This is a genomic window from Paenibacillus sp. LjRoot56 (assembly GCF_964253335.1).
Classification (GTDB): Bacteria; Bacillota; Bacilli; order Paenibacillales; family NBRC-103111; genus Paenibacillus_E; species Paenibacillus_E allorhizoplanae.
The window spans coordinates 641,037-654,628 of the sequence record NZ_CAXURV020000001.1; the positions used below are offsets into that span (position 1 = coordinate 641,037).

The 13,592-nt window shown below is 49.0% G+C and carries 17 protein-coding genes; 7 read left to right on the plus strand and 10 right to left on the minus strand.

Annotated features, from left to right (window positions below; all coding sequences use genetic code 11):
* Nucleotides 1-18 precede the first annotated feature (18 nt).
* Both ACSQ8O_RS02810 and ACSQ8O_RS02815 read right to left on the minus strand, forming a co-directional pair.
* Entirely contained in the window at nt 19-204 is a 186-nt protein-coding gene (locus ACSQ8O_RS02810; RefSeq protein ID WP_436240389.1) for a hypothetical protein, read from the minus strand.
* A 171-nt stretch (nt 205-375) separates the two neighbouring features.
* Complete coding sequence (locus ACSQ8O_RS02815; protein WP_436240390.1) at nt 376-1,965, minus strand: histidine kinase N-terminal 7TM domain-containing diguanylate cyclase; 1,590 nt, start codon at nt 1,963-1,965, stop codon at nt 376-378.
* 195 nt (nt 1,966-2,160) lie between these two features.
* On the opposite strand from ACSQ8O_RS02815, the gene ACSQ8O_RS02820 reads away from it, so the two are divergent.
* The 4 genes from ACSQ8O_RS02820 to ACSQ8O_RS02835 are packed head-to-tail and all read left to right on the plus strand — an operon-like array spanning nt 2,161 to nt 5,414.
* The gene (locus ACSQ8O_RS02820) at nt 2,161-3,150 is read left to right on the plus strand and encodes an acrylyl-CoA reductase family protein (protein ID WP_436240391.1); all 990 of its coding nucleotides are present in this window, start codon (nt 2,161-2,163) and stop codon (nt 3,148-3,150) included.
* Nucleotides 3,151-3,190: 40 nt separating this feature from the next.
* Complete coding sequence (locus ACSQ8O_RS02825) at nt 3,191-4,048, plus strand: carbon-nitrogen hydrolase family protein (protein WP_436240392.1); 858 nt, start codon at nt 3,191-3,193, stop codon at nt 4,046-4,048.
* Nucleotides 4,049-4,052: 4 nt separating this feature from the next.
* Complete coding sequence (locus ACSQ8O_RS02830; RefSeq protein WP_436240393.1) at nt 4,053-4,727, plus strand: GNAT family N-acetyltransferase; 675 nt, start codon at nt 4,053-4,055, stop codon at nt 4,725-4,727.
* 15 nt (nt 4,728-4,742) lie between these two features.
* The gene (locus ACSQ8O_RS02835) at nt 4,743-5,414 is read left to right on the plus strand and encodes a GNAT family N-acetyltransferase (protein WP_436240394.1); all 672 of its coding nucleotides are present in this window, start codon (nt 4,743-4,745) and stop codon (nt 5,412-5,414) included.
* Nucleotides 5,415-5,478: 64 nt separating this feature from the next.
* Here the strand turns inward: ACSQ8O_RS02835 and ACSQ8O_RS02840 are convergent, their stop codons facing one another.
* Nucleotides 5,479-5,928: an SRPBCC domain-containing protein gene (locus tag ACSQ8O_RS02840; protein WP_236290933.1), complete on the minus strand. Its 450-nt coding sequence runs from the start codon at nt 5,926-5,928 to the stop codon at nt 5,479-5,481.
* Nucleotides 5,929-6,021: 93 nt separating this feature from the next.
* Here ACSQ8O_RS02840 and ACSQ8O_RS02845 point away from each other — a divergent pair, with 93 nt between their 5' ends.
* Nucleotides 6,022-6,891 (plus strand): AraC family transcriptional regulator, encoded by an 870-nt coding sequence (locus ACSQ8O_RS02845; RefSeq protein ID WP_436240395.1) that lies wholly within the window; start codon nt 6,022-6,024, stop codon nt 6,889-6,891.
* A 196-nt stretch (nt 6,892-7,087) separates the two neighbouring features.
* The gene (locus tag ACSQ8O_RS02850; RefSeq protein WP_436240396.1) at nt 7,088-7,258 is read left to right on the plus strand and encodes a hypothetical protein; all 171 of its coding nucleotides are present in this window, start codon (nt 7,088-7,090) and stop codon (nt 7,256-7,258) included.
* 44 nt (nt 7,259-7,302) lie between these two features.
* Here the strand turns inward: ACSQ8O_RS02850 and ACSQ8O_RS02855 are convergent, their stop codons facing one another.
* The 5 genes from ACSQ8O_RS02855 to sigY form a co-directional block, all read right to left on the minus strand.
* On the minus strand, nt 7,303-7,443 hold the full coding sequence (locus ACSQ8O_RS02855) for a hypothetical protein (protein WP_436240397.1): 141 nt from the start codon (nt 7,441-7,443) through the stop codon (nt 7,303-7,305).
* 3 nt (nt 7,444-7,446) lie between these two features.
* Nucleotides 7,447-8,652: an MFS transporter gene (locus tag ACSQ8O_RS02860; RefSeq protein WP_436240398.1), complete on the minus strand. Its 1,206-nt coding sequence runs from the start codon at nt 8,650-8,652 to the stop codon at nt 7,447-7,449.
* A 164-nt stretch (nt 8,653-8,816) separates the two neighbouring features.
* Entirely contained in the window at nt 8,817-9,029 is a 213-nt protein-coding gene (locus ACSQ8O_RS02865; RefSeq protein ID WP_236290929.1) for a sigmaY antisigma factor component, read from the minus strand.
* Nucleotides 9,016-9,402, minus strand: a complete 387-nt coding sequence (locus ACSQ8O_RS02870) for a YxlC family protein (protein WP_236290928.1) — start codon at nt 9,400-9,402, stop codon at nt 9,016-9,018. The genes ACSQ8O_RS02865 and ACSQ8O_RS02870 overlap by 14 nt, the downstream gene beginning before the upstream one ends.
* A 12-nt stretch (nt 9,403-9,414) precedes the next feature.
* Nucleotides 9,415-9,939 carry an RNA polymerase sigma factor SigY gene (sigY, locus tag ACSQ8O_RS02875; RefSeq protein ID WP_436240399.1) on the minus strand — a complete coding sequence of 175 codons (525 nt, stop codon included), beginning with the start codon at nt 9,937-9,939 and terminating at the stop codon, nt 9,415-9,417.
* A gap of 178 nt (nt 9,940-10,117) precedes the next feature.
* Here sigY and ACSQ8O_RS02880 point away from each other — a divergent pair, with 178 nt between their 5' ends.
* Entirely contained in the window at nt 10,118-10,999 is an 882-nt protein-coding gene (locus ACSQ8O_RS02880) for a GNAT family N-acetyltransferase (RefSeq protein WP_436240400.1), read from the plus strand.
* Between the two features lie 342 nt (nt 11,000-11,341).
* Here ACSQ8O_RS02880 and pyrH read toward each other — a convergent pair whose 3' ends face one another.
* On the minus strand, nt 11,342-12,082 hold the full coding sequence (gene pyrH / locus ACSQ8O_RS02885) for a UMP kinase (protein ID WP_436240401.1): 741 nt from the start codon (nt 12,080-12,082) through the stop codon (nt 11,342-11,344).
* A gap of 164 nt (nt 12,083-12,246) precedes the next feature.
* Nucleotides 12,247-13,572, minus strand: a complete 1,326-nt coding sequence (locus ACSQ8O_RS02890; RefSeq protein ID WP_436240402.1) for an MFS transporter — start codon at nt 13,570-13,572, stop codon at nt 12,247-12,249.
* Nucleotides 13,573-13,592 lie beyond the last annotated feature (20 nt).

Consider the following 13,592-nt stretch of genomic DNA (forward strand, 5'->3'; position numbering starts at 1 on the left):
ACGGACGTGTAGGTCCGGCTACAAATAAAAAGGGAGTTCCCGTAGAGGGGAACTCCCTTTTGCTATTTGGTACAGTACGTATCCGTCCGTCGCCAACTTCGTCACATCTGTCACCAGCCACCAGTGCTCCGCCATTCCCCACCGCCACCAGCCACCAGTGCTCCCCCAACCCCGCGACCAGCCAATTAACTGGATTTCCTCCATCTATTTGGGTGCTTTTTCCCCGCGCGCGCTGAATAACTGGATTTCCTCCAGCTAATTCAGGCCATTTTCGCCGAAATGCTCGCATATGACAGAATTAGCTGTAGTTTTTCCATCTAAACTCAGGAATCGCCGAGTTAAGCTAATTTTAGCTGTAGTTTCTACAGTTAATGCTCACCGCGAGGTGCCGAACGTTACTTCCACAGGTCCGTCATAGACTTGGATCTGATTCCGTCCTGCCCGTTTGGCCTGATACAAGGCCATATCAGCATGCTTCAAAAGCATCTCCAAAGACTCCCCACGATGGTTTGCCTGCGTTAATCCGAAGCTTGCAGTTATGGCAATTGTTCCATAGCTGCCTCTCATCGGCTCAGCTGCGAGCCGTGCACGAATCTTTTCGGCGAGCAAGGCCGCCTCATCCAGCGAGCAGGCAGGCAATGCGATGACAAACTCCTCGCCCCCATACCTGGCAATCAGTACACTAGGTACATCTACCTCAATTTGCCTCGCCACTCTCACTACATGCTGAATAGCGAGATCGCCAACATCGTGACCGTAGGTATCATTGATACTCTTGAAATGATCAATATCGAAGAGCAGGATGCACGTCGATTTCTCGCCAATCAGATCTTCTTCCAGAATCATCTTGCCCCGACGCAGAAACTCCGTTCGATTCAGCAGCTTCGTCAAACCATCATAATAGGCTAGCCGTTCCAATTGATCTTGAAGCAGTTTCTGCTCTGTGACGTCGATCAGCATCAGTAGACTCCCCATCGGCTCCCCATTGCGTCCTCGTACAACGGAGGAACGGATCTGGTAATAGAATTCCTTGCCATCGGCGGCATGCCAACTAAATTCTTCCTGTGCACCGTCCTCTGACCGGACGACGGGAAACGGTGTACCCGATAACCGAATCCAAGCTTCATCGAGCGTTAGTCCTAGCATATCGGTTGTTAATCCTGGAAACATCGAGCTAATCACACCGTTAAAGTCCACCAGTCGGTCTGCGAAGTCCAGCACAATAGCACCTTCACGCATACTTTCAAAAATACGATCCTTCGCTATCGGAATCACCGTCAGCATTCTTGTAGATACAATCGCCCAGATGTACATGGCAGAAGTAATACAAAGAAGCATGGGGACGGGGTCAATGCCATACGGTGTTAGGCCCATGAGATAGACAAATGCGCCGGTCATTGGCATGAATTGCCCCATGATTAGGGTTACGAGCTGTAAACGGTAGGCTTTTTTGGTTTGACGCCATCTGCGTAGAAGCAAGACGACCGCTGCCAGCATACATCCGAATATATAAGCGCCGTGAACGATGTAATATTGTCCGATGACGATATCCGTAGTAGGGAAGGGTACATTTTCGCGAAAATACATGTCTTTATAAAATAAATGATGATATTCATTCGTACTCACCATAAAGAAGGTAATGGCTGGAATGACGAAGAGTGCTGCGATCTTACTACGAGTCAAGTTCAAGCCAACGTACTGCATGACAATCAGTAGACCAATGGCAGGCGCCGCCCCGATGCCGATATATTCGAGAATCGTCCATCGTTTTACTTCGGCTAACGTACTGCTGGCCATTTCAAAAGCATGGGCAAAAATGTAAATAGCTTCTGTAACCGTATAGATGACGAATGTATATGCACCGGGGATTTCTTTGCGTTTGATATAGGCATACATGCACAGAAAGACGGTGAAAACTCCCGAGGTCGAGATAAGTGAAATGAACATGGTTAGTTTAGGATCCATGGGTCGCACTCCAGTGTTTGTAAAATGATAAGTTATCTTGTCGATTTAATCGTATCACATCCTTACGTGCGGTCATAGGGAATGGTTGGAAAATGTGATTGGAGGTATAGGGATTCAAGAATGGAAAGGAGATACAAAATTTAGTAAACTATTAGAATCAACTGAAATGATGAGCAATAGCTTGGAGGCGCGAATATGGATAGCTTTAACGCAATAGTCGTGGAGCGAATACAGGATCAGTTTTCTTGCAAAATAAAAGAACTACGCATGGAGGATTTACCTGCTGGGGAAGTGACGATCCGCGTCGCTTACTCCGGCATTAATTATAAAGATGCGATGGCTTGCAGCCCATCGGGGCGAGTCGTGCGCCAGTACCCCATGGTACCTGGCATCGATTTGGCGGGTACGGTCGTGGCCTCGTCAGATCCCCGCTATCGCGAGGGCGATGAAGTGCTCGTGACCAGCTACGAGCTGGGCACAGGGCATTTCGGCGGATTCAGCGCGTATGCGCGAGTGCCCGCCGATTGGGTCGTGCCACTCCCGCAGGGACTGACCCATCGCGAAGCGATGATCCTTGGCACGGCGGGATTTACAGCAGCACTGTCCATTCACCGAATGGAACAGAATGGGCTGCGCAAGGAGCAGGGACCCGTGCTCGTGCGCGGGGCAACGGGTGGTGTGGGCAGCAGCAGCGTCTCGATGCTCGCCGCCCTCGGTTATGAAGTGGAGGCAAGCACAGGGAAGTCCGCTGACCACGCGTATTTGCTTGAGCTTGGTGCGACGCGGGTGCTATCTCGGGAGGAGCTTTCGCCTACCGAAAGTAAGCCGATCAGCAAGGAGTACTGGGCTGGGGCAGTTGATCCTGTGGGAGGCTCGGCGCTCGCGCATGTACTCAGTCGGATGAAATACGGCGCCTCCGTGGCGCTGAGTGGATTGACGGGCGGCGCGGATTTTACGGCGACGGTGTATCCTTTTATCCTGCGAGGCGTGAATGTACTCGGGATTGATTCTGTCTATTGTCCGTCAGCAGTGAGGAGGACGCTCTGGGAGCGGATGGCCACGGAGCTGAAGCCACGTCTGCTCGAGCAGACGGTGTATAAGGAAGCCCGGCTGGATGAGGTTGCTGAGGCTGCGCAGTTAGTGTTAGAAGGTAAGGTCAGAGGCAGGGTGTTGGTTCGGTTGTAACGGGATCGTTAGAATAATGAGGTGGGGGAGTGTTGGAATCATGAAGATGCGGGTATCCGCTGTTCAATATCATTTACATACGATAAGCAGCTTTGAAGAGTTTGCTGCACAGGTGGAGCATTATGTGAAGGTGGCGCAGGAGTTTGAGGCGGATTTCGTCCTGTTTCCGGAGTTGTTCACCACACAGCTGATGTCCATTGGCGATGAGAACGGCAAGGCATTGCCGATAGAAGCCCTCCCTTCTTTTACGGAGAAATATCACGACTTATTTCAAGGACTTGCTCAGCAAACGGGCATGCATTTGATTGGCGGCACGCACATTACGGCTGAGGGAGACAAGCTGTTCAACACAGCGTTCCTGTTCTATCCAGATGGTCGTATTGGCGAGCAGAAAAAGCTTCATATTACCCCAACGGAAGTGAAGGAATGGGGGATGGGCGCTGGGGATTCGCTGCAGGTTTTTGATACGGACAAAGGGCGAATTGCCATTCTCGTCTGTTACGATGTGGAGTTTCCCGAAATCGTGCGGATGGCTAGGGCTCGTGGGGCAGATGTGCTATTCGCTCCTTCATGTACAGATGATAGACATGGGTTCCATCGGGTTCGATATACGTGTCATGCCCGGACGATTGAGAATCAGATCTATGTGGTAACGACGGGGACTGTTGGCGCTTTACCAACGGTTGATTTCATGAGAGCGAACTTTGGGCAAGCCGCTGTCATTACGCCCAATGATGTGCCGTTCCCGCCCAAAGGTATTCTCGTCGAAGGTGAGATTAATGGCGATATGGTTGTGACCGCTGATCTTGACCTCTCGCTGTTGGCAGTCGTTCGGGAGCGGGGCTCCGTCACTACCTGGCGAGACCGCCGAACCGACTTGTACACCGATTGGTCATGATGGTATGAGAAAACATCTCTATGTTTTCGATGGTGATACCCCCGTGGAGGCCATCATTCGCACTTATGACGTGGCAGATTTTGAGGCGTTGATTGCTGTTCAGCAGGCAAGTTTTCCACCTCCCTTTCCATCTGAGCTTTGGTGGACGAAGGAGCAACTGACGGAACATGTGACTCGGTTTCCCGAGGGCGCGTTGTGTGTGGAAGTCGCGGGTCAGGTTGTAGGTTCAATTACGGGACTGCGTGTGGACAGTGAGGATATGGCGGCTAGCGCTGATCATAGTTGGTCAACAGTAACGGATAGTGGATCCATCCGCACGCATCGTCCAGACGGGGACACACTCTACATTGTGGATGTCTGCATCATGCCAGCGTATCGCAAGCTTGGGTTAGGCAAGTGGCTTATGCAGTCCATGTATGAAGTCGTCGTTCAGTTAGGGTTGGTACGGTTGCTTGGAGGCGGGCGGATGCCAGGCTACCACAAGGTTGCGGAAGCGATGAGTGCAGATAGCTATGTGTCAGCCGTGATGGCGGGGACGATGAAGGACCCGGTGATCACTTTTTTGCTAAGATGTGGCCGGACGCCAGTGGGCGTGGTTGCGGGGTATTTGGAAGATGAGGAATCGCTGAATCATGCGCTGTTGATGGAGTGGCGGAATCCTTTTACATATTACAAATAGGAGTGAGTTGAGCTTATGGAATTCAAACGTATAACAAGCATTGAGGATCCGTTGTTCCGATCGATGCACGATTTAATGAAAGAGGTATTTCCGCCGGAGGAAGTGCTGGATTATCCCTTGTGGAAAGAGCCGTTAGAAGACCCGGGCATTCGCGTTTTTGTTGCGGTGCATGAAGGCAAAGTGGTCGGTACAACGGAGTACCGCTATTACGAGGATTGGCAAGTGGCGATGACGGATTTCACCATTATTGGTGGGGCGGGGCTTGGGATCGGTCGGTTTCTCGCGAGAAAACGCTGGCAGGACCTTGAGCGACTTGCTGCAGAATCGGGTAAGCCAATGCTAGGGATGTTTGCCGAGATTTACGATCCGTATCGGATCGAGGGACATGCTTTTGGCGGCGTGAAGCCGATGGATCCTTACGTTCGACGTGAGGTGTTGTCGCATCTTGGCTATAAGCGGATTGATTTCTCCTACGTACACCCATCCTGGGAGAACAATGGGGAAGCTGTCGAGGAGCTGGATCTTTGTTTCCTGCCAACGGATGAAGATCAGGTGGAGATTAGTGCGGCGTTGGTGGCGAAATTCTTGCGGCGGTATTATGCGGTGCTTGCGAATAAGCCACATGCTTGGGAAGCAATGGTTGATGGTTTGGAAGGTAAAGAGAAGCTGGCACTGATGCCATTGTAATAGGTGTTGAGCTATGCAAAAAGGAGTCCAGATGGACTCCTGTATTTCTTTCTAGGTTAAAAGTCTACCAACCGAAATCTAGCGTTTTACCCGTCTCGGCTAGCGTCTTGATATTGCTGAGAATCATCCACCAGCTGGCCTTAGTAGACTCAAAGCTCGGGTGGTCTGGTGTCCATTGATCGTTCACAAGCGTCAATTTCGTACAGTTCCCAACCGTGTCTAGGGTAATTGTCATACGTGATTCAAACTCTGCATGGTTCTCCCGATAGGAAGGACCTGCATGCTCGGTACAGCTAAGTAACTTCTCAGGCTCATAGGCCAAAATTTTGCCATACACATGAACCGTCTCATCGCCATCTTGACCAGGGCCAATATAGGAATAGTCCGAGCCAATTTCAAAGGTAGAATGCAGCACGCTGCCAAATAAAATTTGCCGAGTACCCTCTGGTGTGATGAGAATATCCCAAACTTGCTTCGTACTTGCACCAATATAAAATTCATACTTTAGCTCCATAACCGCTCGCACTCCTTCGCTTCTGTGATCCTACCTATCATACGGCAACTGTTGTTCCCATGTATTGTAAAAACGCGACAAGGAGTGTTCGATATGTCTACGAATCCGAATCCTAATCCAAATCCGAGTACGAGTCTAGGGACGAAAGCGACTCCAACTTCAAGCCCCCCGTTACCTAGCCTGGGTATCATCAATTTTCAGCAAGGTGGGCACAAATTTCAACTATGTCGGTATGCGCCGGCTGAGGATATAGCCTTTTTCGTTCGGCATTACTGGGTTGTCAGATGGGACCTAGTCGGAAAAGAACCCTATACACAGCATGTTATCCCCAATCCTTGCGTGAACCTTGTTGTGGAACCAGATCGCACGGCCATTTACGGCCCTGGCAAAGAGAAATACGGACATCACCTGGAAGGTCAGGGGAGTGTGTTCGGCGTGAAATTTAAACCGGGTGGTTTCTACCCTTTTGTCAAAGAAAACGTATCTAGTATGCTAGACAATCCGTTAAGTATTAGGGATGTTTTTGACACCGACCCTCGTTCTTTGGAAGCTCAGGTGTTTAGCCATAGTGATGATGGGCGGAACATTCGTCTGGTTGAAAGCATGATTCGTTCTAAGCTTCCAGCGCAGGATGAACAGGTCCTACTAGTTAACCAAATCGTGGATTATGTGTACGGGCAACCCGATATTACCAAGGTTGATGCGATATGCGAACATTTTCAGATGAATATCCGCACGCTGCAGCGCCTCTTCGACCAGTATGTCGGTGTCAGCCCGAAGTGGGTAATCAAGATCGCCCGCATCCAAAACGCAGCGGAAACAACTGATGGAAACGACACGCACAACTGGGCTAAGCTTTCGATGGACCTTGGCTATCACGATCAGTCGCATTTTATTAAGGATTTCAAGTCGATCCTAGGGCAAACTCCGGAGGAGTATGTGCTAGGGAAGCGGGTAAAGTGATGGGAGGAGTGGTGGCGGGCGAGTGCAAGGAATGGGCAGACTCTTCGCAGGCACTTTACCGCCTATGCGATTGCGCAACTGCGGGATTGGATACTAGGCAGCTGCGCGTCAACCCTCATCTCTGGCACTCCGCACCTCCGCCGTCAAAAATAGCTGGAAAACCTCCAGTTATTTTTCAAGTATTTCACTAATATCAATGATTAGCTGGAAAAGCTCCATCTATTTTTCCGATTATCCGCATGAAGTCCCTGAACGGGACGAATTAGCTGGAGAAAATCCAGTTATTTTAAGAAATGAGCTCTTTTCGAGGAATTTAGCTGGAGAAAATCCATCTAATCGCTTTGGAGCAGATTTAACGCAGATGTAGAAAGTAACGGCAACCCATTTAATACACCACCAAAGCTACTCTACCTAAAACAACCACTTACTCACCCGATCGCCAACTAGCAATCCAGCAACAATGAGCTCCCCCATACAACCAGTCTCCCACATTTGCTGTGCATTAGTGGCACCCACCACAGTCACACCTGGCGAAACGGATGCCGCCGACACTTCCTACATTGCCTGTTGCTTGGAACTTGCTTGCTTTTTCTTAAGAAGCGGGCCAAGCAGCACGACCCCCGCGAACAGTAAACATCCACTCAAAGCATAGACGGTAAACAACGATGTCGAATCCTTCAAATAACCGGATAAAGCCATGCCTATTAGCATCATTCCCAGAAAAATCGGCGTAATCGCTCCGCCAACTCGCCCCATGAACGGCCCCTCAGTGTTCCGCATAATCAGGGTTTGAATACCAACATGGATACAAGGATAGAACAAGCCACTTACGATCTGTAGGATCAATGTCACGGATACGAGGGTGGAAGATCCGACGCCAACCGTGCAGAGGGCGCTGACTAATAAACCAGTGGCAAGCAAAAACTGCGGTTTAACCTTCTTCGCAATCCCCATAATAACAATCCCGCCGATGAGCATAGCGGCCCCATTGGCCATCATGAACCATTGGAGAGACTCTTTGCTTAATCCTAATTTCTCAATAGCAATGAATATCGCGAGTGGTTGAACTAGACCTGCGGCTAAACCCGTGACACCGAAGGTGAGGCTCAGCGTTCGTAGCGCACGGTTGGTTTGCACATACCGCAGGCCGGCTGTTAGCTCTTTTAAGAACTTAGTGCTCCCAGCGGAGACTTCTTCTCTGTCGTCTTTAGGGAGGGAAGTAAGCACAAGTGATGAGCCTAAGAACAGCACACCCGTGAGGATCAGCGAAGCCTCAATGCCATATTTCAGATAGATAAATGTACCGATGGCGGGTCCCAAGACCATGAAAATAGCTACAAGGGATTGCGACATGGCCATGACACCTTGGAGCCCATCCGCGGGTACATTCTTTTTGTAGAGCTTCATGGCAGACGGTTGAGAGAACTGCGATAAACTCGCGGAAATAAACGTCCCCACCAGCAAGGCGTACCAAGAGCCGGAGAGTACGGCAAGCAGCACGATGAATACGGTAATGGCGGATATGAAATCACACCAAACCATGGTTAGCTTCGGGCGCCAACGATCCGCGAATGTACCGCCAATGAAGGCGAAGATGAAAATAGGCGCTGTCTCTACAACGGAAATCAAGGATACATACTGCGGATTATTATGGGTAATATCCGAGATATAGAGGAGGATGGCGAAATTTCGGATCCAAATACCGAGCTGTAGGAGCACACGGGACAGGAGAATGGTACGTACATAACGATTGGTTAACAATGTTTTCAGTCCTTTCGATTGATATTTACTAAATTACTAATTTACTAAGTTAGTAAAATAACAACCAAATCATAGCTCACTGGACCGAAGGAAGTCAATATAGATTTTGAATTGGAAATAAAAAAAGGCTGCCCTGGAAGGCAACCGTAACGGTAGTACGTCATTCATTTCCGGTGAATCTTACGCACCGCGAACAGATAAACAATCGTGGGAACCGGGGCTTGAACAATGCCCCAAATGCCCCAAAACCAAGGGTGGCGAGCGCCACGCCTGCGGGAGTCAATGTACAGCCATGTGCTTTGTACGAGTAAAATCAATGCAATACCGATCCATGCCCAAAGGGGCAGTTGATCGAATTTAGATTCAGTTGGTGTCATGAGAGTCCACCTGCTTTCTTAGGATTAGCCAAGCTAACGGAACCAATATGGCCGCGGCTTGGATGGAGAGGAAGGCAACCGGCTGAGCTGTTACCGTAAGATATAATACATAAAACGAAAGCATCGCGCTGATCCATAGGATCACTAGATCGCGCATCAGTTTGGATTTCCGTTGGAGCTTCGCGGCGGCAATTTGCTGATCAAACCATGCGGCGCTCGGCGTTGGCACGTGGACTGCAGCCTCAATCAGATCCAGCCCTTCACGCAGCTTGCGAGAGGTTATTTCATCGGCCAGCTCCTCGCTCGTCTGCTCTCCGTCGTCCTGCTTCGCCGCCTCTCCTCCAAGCATCTCTGCTTGTCGCCGCTTGTGCAACTCATCAGCCATCTACTTCAGCTCCTTCCGTAATTGTTTTAATGCATGGTGCACCCGAGATTTTACGGTGCCCTCCGCGATGGCGAGCATGCCGCCAATTTCTTCATAGGTGTATCCGTAGTAATGCTTGAGAATGAGCGGAATACGACTCTCACGCGGCATGTCGGCCAAGGCATCTAACACTTCTGGCCAAGCGTCATCGGTGTGATGTGCTGTCTGCCATTGCAGTTGGCGTAAGGATTGCTGCTGCTCTTTCTCCTGCCACTTGCGCTCCCAGAGTCGACGTCTGCCCTGATCGATCATCAATCGTGTGGCGATGGTGATTAACCAGGATGAGAACTTGGAAGTCCCGTTGTAGAGCTTTATTTTTTCGATACATCGGACCATCGTTTCTTGCGTAAGATCCTCAGCTTGAGAGGGATTCAGCGTGATTTTGACTAAATATTTATAGACAAATGCATAATGCTTCTGCAGAAGCTGAGACAGAGCTGAGGTGTCGCCTAACATGGCTCGACGAATGAATTCATTCTCATCCAAGTGATTGAACACCCTCTCTGTCTGATATCATAGATAGTACGAATAGCTACTGCATACCGTTCACAGCTGCACGAAAAAATATGTAGAATGATTTATTAGCTTACCACGGCAGCGCTCAGACATGTATAATGACAGCAGGTAAGTCCATATGAATGAGATGACTAATGGAGGACAACATATGAAACAAGGCATATATGCAAGAGCAGGACTATCTCCTGAAGAGTTAGAGGAAGTTCGAGCGCTATGGGAGATATGTAACAAGCATGAAGGCATTGACATTAAATTAAACTGGAGCACCTTATCCAGCCGCCCTGCTGGCGTGACGAACGATTTCGTTTATTATGAAAATGACCGGATAGTTGGTTTCCTAGCTATTTACAGCTTTTTATCTACGGAGGTGGAAATCAGCGGCATGGTGCATCCAGAGGCGCGGCGCCGAGGGATTTTCAGGCAACTTGTTCAAAGGGCTAGGGAAGTGTGCAGCCAGAGAGAGGTTCCTAAGCTTATTTTCATCAATGAGCGTGGCTCGGAAAGCGGGAAGGCTTTTCTGACCAAGCTGGGCGCGGAGTATTCATTTTCGGAGTATGTGATGGAGCTGAAAGAGCAGGTTATCCCACCTGCCTCCACGCCAACAGAGTTGAGCATTCGCTTAGCAGATAGTTCCGATACGGAGCTGTTAGTTAAGTTGAATATGTCAGGCTTCGACATGTCGGAAGCTGACACACGTGAGTATGTTATGCAGACCATTACGGGTGACAAGGAACGGACGTGGATTGCGGAGCTAGGTGAGAACAAAGAGCCGATTGGAAAGCTTGGTGCCATGGTGGAGCCGGGTGTTAGTGGATTTATTTATGGTTTCTGCGTGTTGCCTGGAACCAGGGGTAAGGGGTATGGTCGTCAGATTTTGAGTCAAACGATTACAGCATTGAGAGAAAAAGATCAAACAGACCATATCAAACTGGAAGTGTCGGTAGAGAATGAGAAAGCGCTCGGCCTCTATGAATCCTGTGGATTCGCAACGAAAAATGCGAATGACTATTACGTGCTTCTACGCGCTTAAAAACAAAAGGATAGAACAGCGATCTTTCTGCTGCCTATCCTTTTTTGCTATTTGCAGGTTCACACTCGTCGCCACCGCTCTGCCCTGCCGAGCATAACTGGAAAACCTCCATCTATTTTCGCCGATTTAGCCCGAATTGGACGATTAGCTGGAAAATGTACAGTTAAAATCCCCCGAATCCGCCGTTTTAGCGAAAAGGATCAAATTAACTGGAGGAAATCCAGTTGTTTTATCCGATGCGAGAAAAGTAGCAGACTTAGCTGTAGTTTATACAGTTAAAGCCGCGAAAGTGAGGTGGTATGAGGGTGTTATGGCGTCATGGTGTGAGTTGAATTAAATCTATCAATGATAAATGAGTTCAGATGACGCGCTAATAATCGTCCCCGTATTCAGCCCCGCACAGATGTCCTTCATCGAGCCAGGCTTGTCGAAATTGAACACATGAATCGGTACATGGTAGTCCCGCGCTAGAATAAAAGCAGATTGATCCATCACCTTCAAATTGTGCTGAATCACATCGTTGTAATGGAGAGATTTGTACTGGAGCGCCTCCTGATGGTGCTTCGGGTCTTTGTCGAAAACACCGTCCACGCCTTGTTTGGCCACGAGAATAGCATCGCAATTGACTTCGATCGCACGCTGCACGGACGGATAATCCGTCGTAACGAAAGGCTGCCCATTTCCGCCGGCGAAAATGACGATGTACCCTTTTTCCAAGTGATGAATGGCTCGTAAACGGATGAAGGGCTCCGCCACAGATGCGATAGGAATGGCCGTCATAACACGTACCTCGGCCTCCGTCTTCGCTTTCAACACACCGCGCAGCATCAAACTGTTGATGACTGTTGCAAGTGTGCCGATATTATCAGCTTCCGCTTTCTCGATACCCCAGCTTTCGCCCATATTGCCGCGGAAAATATTACCTCCACCAATCACAAGACACACTTCCACGCCTAAATTCACGACGGTCATAATTTCATTGGCGATATGATCTAGCTGTGTGGGGTCAAATCCGAAGGAGCTGTCACCTGCTACAGCACCGCCACTAAGTTTAATGAGGACTCGTTTGTACCGTAAAGCCATTACCATATCCCCTCTCTCTGATGAGAATGCCTGTACGATAGATTGTGTCTGACTAGGAAGTGTAGTGTGGCAACCAATGGATGTTTACAAAAAAACACTAAAGCCTTTAATGCTCTAGTGTTTGCTGTGTCTGATCCCTCATGTTAGAAGTAATTGTACATGAATTAAGCGGGATTTTGCAATTTTTGCGGAACTCGCATGTGGACGATGAGCCCGATGATGACTAGGACCAGTAAGGAGCCAAGTGCCACTCGACTCGCTAAGTTGCCAGTAGAGGCCATTGCCCATGTGATGGAGCCATAAAGTAGGGGTCCAACAATGGAAGAGACCTTCCCAGAGAAGGCGAATAGGCCGAAGAATTGACCGCGTTTTTCTTCCGGTGTTAACTGCACGATCAATGTACGAGAGGTCACCCACATCGCACCCATAGAGACACCGTACAAGCTGCCTGCTACCCAAAAGATGCTTTGGCTTGTTGCTAAGGAAGCGAGGGAGATGGCCACAATGAGGATTATAGCGACAATGGTTACTGCTTTCTTAGGTCCAATACTGCGCGTCACATAACCGAATAGGTAGGACCCGATCACGCTAGACACCGTAGATACAAGATAAAGTAGAATGAATTGCCCCGTCGAGAAGCCCATGACGGTATTCGCATATATGGCCATAACCGCAATCGCTGTGGCAATGGCATCGTTGAAGAAGAAATAAGCGATCATGAACGTGAAAGCTGCTTGGTACTTCCGAGCATCTTTGAATGTCGTCCAGATCTCGCGATAGCCGCTAAGTAACGATTTATGGCTAGCCACTGGCCTTTGCCGCTTCTCTTTATACAAGAACATGATCGGCAGTGAAAAGATGAGGAACATGACCGCACTTGGGATGAATGTACTTTCGAAGTGATTATCATGCACGAATAAGAAAGCAACAAGTCCCACGAGCGTACCTACATAACCGACGGCTACACCAAATCCGGAGATCAAAGGAATCTCGCGTTCATTGCCCAGATCAGAAATCATGGAGTCATAGAACACTAAGCTGGAGTTATAGAAAAATTTGGCGACCATGAAAAATAAAATAACACCGAGAATCGATGTATTGAGGCCGAGCCACTCTTTATTGGTATCCCATACGGCCGATGCCCCCATTAGAAATGTTGCGATGATCGCGACCAGTGTGAAGGGGACGAGATAGGCTTTCTTTTTGCCCGTACGATCAATCCAAACACCGAATAAGGGAGATAGGAGCACTAAGAAGAAGCTGGATAACGCATTGGAGTATGTGATAAACGTACTTGCAATCTGGTTCATTTCCTCGCTGCTCCCTAAGGTTTCTTTTAAGTAAAAAGGATAGAACACAGTTACGATATTAGAAGAAAAAATGGTATTTGCAAAATCGTACATCGCCCATGCGAAAATAGGCAGGGAGAAAAATAACGCCCAAACACTACGTCCACGCACTGGATTGGAAGCGGATTCAAGTTTTGCCATAAGAGCACGCCCTTTCTCTT

Coding starts and splice junctions, on each gene's coding strand:
- ACSQ8O_RS02810 (WP_436240389.1), bottom strand. CDS start 204: ATGGAGGAAATCCAGTTAATTGGCTGGTCGCGGGGTTGGGGGAGCACT.
- ACSQ8O_RS02815 (WP_436240390.1), bottom strand. CDS start 1,965: ATGGATCCTAAACTAACCATGTTCATTTCACTTATCTCGACCTCGGGA.
- ACSQ8O_RS02820 (WP_436240391.1), top strand. CDS start 2,161: ATGGATAGCTTTAACGCAATAGTCGTGGAGCGAATACAGGATCAGTTT.
- ACSQ8O_RS02825 (WP_436240392.1), top strand. CDS start 3,191: ATGAAGATGCGGGTATCCGCTGTTCAATATCATTTACATACGATAAGC.
- ACSQ8O_RS02830 (WP_436240393.1), top strand. CDS start 4,053: ATGAGAAAACATCTCTATGTTTTCGATGGTGATACCCCCGTGGAGGCC.
- ACSQ8O_RS02835 (WP_436240394.1), top strand. CDS start 4,743: ATGGAATTCAAACGTATAACAAGCATTGAGGATCCGTTGTTCCGATCG.
- ACSQ8O_RS02840 (WP_236290933.1), bottom strand. CDS start 5,928: ATGGAGCTAAAGTATGAATTTTATATTGGTGCAAGTACGAAGCAAGTT.
- ACSQ8O_RS02845 (WP_436240395.1), top strand. CDS start 6,022: ATGTCTACGAATCCGAATCCTAATCCAAATCCGAGTACGAGTCTAGGG.
- ACSQ8O_RS02850 (WP_436240396.1), top strand. CDS start 7,088: ATGATTAGCTGGAAAAGCTCCATCTATTTTTCCGATTATCCGCATGAA.
- ACSQ8O_RS02865 (WP_236290929.1), bottom strand. CDS start 9,029: ATGACACCAACTGAATCTAAATTCGATCAACTGCCCCTTTGGGCATGG.
- ACSQ8O_RS02880 (WP_436240400.1), top strand. CDS start 10,118: ATGAAACAAGGCATATATGCAAGAGCAGGACTATCTCCTGAAGAGTTA.
- pyrH (WP_436240401.1), bottom strand. CDS start 12,082: ATGGCTTTACGGTACAAACGAGTCCTCATTAAACTTAGTGGCGGTGCT.
- ACSQ8O_RS02890 (WP_436240402.1), bottom strand. CDS start 13,572: ATGGCAAAACTTGAATCCGCTTCCAATCCAGTGCGTGGACGTAGTGTT.